1 protein-coding gene is annotated in these 1,564 nt (G+C 70.5%); it reads right to left on the reverse strand.

Annotated features, from left to right (window positions below; all coding sequences use genetic code 11):
• Nucleotides 1–105: 105 nt before the first annotated feature.
• Nucleotides 106–1,564 (reverse strand): hypothetical protein (locus BHU15_RS40690; RefSeq protein WP_171908531.1); only part of this gene is annotated, 1,459 nt, incomplete at its 5' end.

A 1,564-nucleotide genomic window follows, 5' to 3' on the forward strand; every position in this document is an offset into this window, starting at 1 on the left:
GCGTTGTCGTCGGTCGGCATGGCTCCGCCATGCCTCCCTCCTCCGCCTTGCGATCCACCGCGCCAGACCCCGCTCCCTGATCCGGCCTGATCCAAACGACAGGCCCTACCCGGCCAGCACCGGGTCGACCGGGTCCGCCGGCCGGATGGAGTCGAACGGGCCCGTCTCGACCACATAGCTGCAGTACGTGTAGGAGTAGCCGGGATCGATCGACATCCCGTCCGTCGTGCTGGTCACGTCGTCGGCCGCGTCCCCGGAGTGCTTGAGCAGGAAGTGGTAGTCACCCACGGGCAGCCGCAGCGTCTTCTTCGGGTAGCCCTTGCCGGAGTCCTTGCAGGCCTTGTCGACGGCGTCGTAACTCGTGTAGTTCTCACAGCCGCCGCACGCCTTGATCTTGATCGTGCCGGTCACCGGCCCGGTGTACAGGATCTCCACCGCGTCCGAGGCGTCGTTGCTGATCACCACCTCGAGCCGGGGCCCGCCGGGCGCCTTCTCCGGCGGCAGCCGCTTCCCGGCCGCCCCGCGCTCCGCCGCGATCTCGGCGGCGATGGCGATGTCCCGCGCGCGGTCCTTGCGCCCGCTGTCCTTGTACGTGGACCTGAACGCGGTGAGCGTCTCCAGGGCGAGGTCGAACTTCTTGTCCTTGAACTGGTCGACACCGCACGCGTACGTCCCCGACTCCACGGCCGACGCGGCGCTCTTCTTCAGGGCCGCGGTGTCCGTCTGGAAGGAGTTCACCATGTCGGAGATGTTCCTCAACTCCGTGGTGGACGTGCACGGATCGGCCCCGTCCAGCTTTCCGGCGCGCTCGTCGATCGCGGCGTCGACGGCCGGCTTCACCGCCGCGGCCTGCGTCGACTTCGGGAAAGTGGCGATGAGTTCGCCCAGATCACCGCCGTCCGCGACCGACTCGCCCGCGGCGAGCCCCTGCTTCCCGCACTCCAGGAGCGAGGTGGCCAACGGGTCGTCGGGCCAGGCCGCCAGCTTGCCGAGCAGGTCGCCGTCGACCTGGTCGGGCACGTCACGCAGATAGGTGAGGGCGTCGACGGCCTCGCAGTAGTTCTTCTCGGTGTACGGGACGGACACGGCGTCGTAGAACGCCGCCAGCCGCTCCGGCACCAGCTTCCCGGCCCTCGAATCCCCCTCGTTCTCGCCCAGTTCGCGGTAGACGCCGAGGGCGGCCGTGAACTCCGGGCCCTTGTCCTCGCTGCTGACGGAACTCTCTCGGGTCGCCTCGACCTTCTTGTCGGCGTCCGCGAGCCGGCCGAGCAGCATCCTCTCGACGGCCTCGTCACGTGCCGCCTCGTAGGCGACCGCCCCGCCGACCGGTATGGCGAGCAGGACGAGGGCCAGGGCGACGGCCACGGCGGGCCGCAGGGCGGGCAGCACCAACGGCGGTCGCGGGACCGGGACACGCGCACGCCGCGCACCGTCCAGGGCGGCGCCGATCAGCACCAGCGCGTACAGCGCCACCAGAGGACCGGGGGCGCCGTCGGTGTCGGCGGGCAGCACGAGGAGCAGGAACAGTCCCGTCGCCCGCGAGGGCGACGGGACTGTTCCTGCT

The organism is Streptomyces niveus (assembly GCF_001723055.1).
GTDB classification, from domain to species: Bacteria; Actinomycetota; Actinomycetes; order Streptomycetales; family Streptomycetaceae; genus Streptomyces; species Streptomyces niveus.